The sequence below is a fragment of the Aporhodopirellula sallentina SM41 genome, assembly GCF_000346505.1.
In the GTDB taxonomy this organism is placed as follows: Bacteria; Planctomycetota; Planctomycetia; order Pirellulales; family Pirellulaceae; genus Rhodopirellula; species Rhodopirellula sallentina.
This window is the reverse complement of record NZ_ANOH01000487.1, coordinates 1-1,214: the sequence shown is the minus strand read 5'-3', so window position 1 is coordinate 1,214 and position 1,214 is coordinate 1. Positions and strand designations below refer to the sequence as shown.

At 55.2% G+C, this 1,214-nt stretch carries 1 protein-coding gene; it reads left to right on the top strand.

Annotated features, from left to right (window positions below; genetic code table 11):
- Positions 1-948, top strand: a 948-nt coding sequence (locus tag RSSM_RS31090) for an SdrD B-like domain-containing protein (RefSeq protein ID WP_173403205.1), incomplete at its 5' end; no start/stop codon positions are given.
- Positions 949-1,214 lie beyond the last annotated feature (266 nt).

Here is a 1,214-nt window from a genome sequence, read left to right as displayed (position 1 = left end):
GTGTCGATCAGCGACAACATCATCACCTACACTCCAGACACGGACTACTCCGGAACCGATTCGTTCACCTATACCGTCGATGACGGAAACGGTGGCACCGACACCGCTTTGGTTTCGATCAACGTCAAAGACTTCATACCATCGGAAGTCACCGGCCAGTTGTATCTGGACTCGATTACAAACATGAGTGACGTGATCAACAACGGTGCTGCTCCGATGCGAAACGGCCAGTACGACCAAGGCGAAACCACACTCGCCGGCGTACGCGTCCAACTCAGCGAAGTTGGCGGAGCGGCCGGGTCGAGTCGCACCGCGGTAACCGACACGTCAGGTCGCTACACGTTTACGAATGTTCCCCCAGGCAGCTACGAGATCGTCTACGACCTCCCACCGGGCATGCAGGTCAGCGGCCCAGGTGCCAGTGGCGTGATCCCTGTCTTCATCCCAGCAGCCGGTGGCCTCGTCGGTGACACCGCCGCTCAAGGCAACTTCACCATCGAAAGTCTCGGGACTTACATCACCTCGGGACGAAACATCGTTTCGACTCAACCTGGTACCGACGATCCTGACTTCGACGTCACCCCTGGCGAAATCTCAACCTTCTTCTTCACCGAAGAAACCGTTCTCGTCGACGATACCGAAGTCGATATCCTTGACCAAAACACGGTCCTCGTTGGTCGTGATTTCGGTGACGCAGAATTCGTCGAACTCCTGATCAATGAAGATCGTGACGAAGCCCTCCTGGTGGTTGTCCAGGAAGGCGATGTCAAGTCGGCTGTTGTCAGCAAAGACCGTTTTGCCCTGACAGACCGCGGATCCGATGTGGCGGTCGACCTTTTGGGTGGCTTGAACGACTTCACCTTCAGCGATGTCGATGACATCACTGACATTACCGACAACTACCCCGCATACGAGGACGCTGTCGATGAGCTGTTTGGCAGCATGTAACCTCGACGGTTAGTTCGACTCTCTCGATTGTTCGCAATCGCTCGCAGAATCGCCGCTGGAACTGAGTTCGAGCGGCGATTTTTGTTTTTATCGATCCCCGGAAACAAAGTACCGGCAAATGAGCGAAGCCCGGCAGAACCATCTACCGTGGCTCGGCCATGGAGGATGAGCCTGCAGGAAACTTGCAAAGTGATCCGCAGCAATAAGAGTCGTTGACGGCGGCCTTATCTTCACGTAGTGGATCTTGTTAAAGATCCTCATGCAGC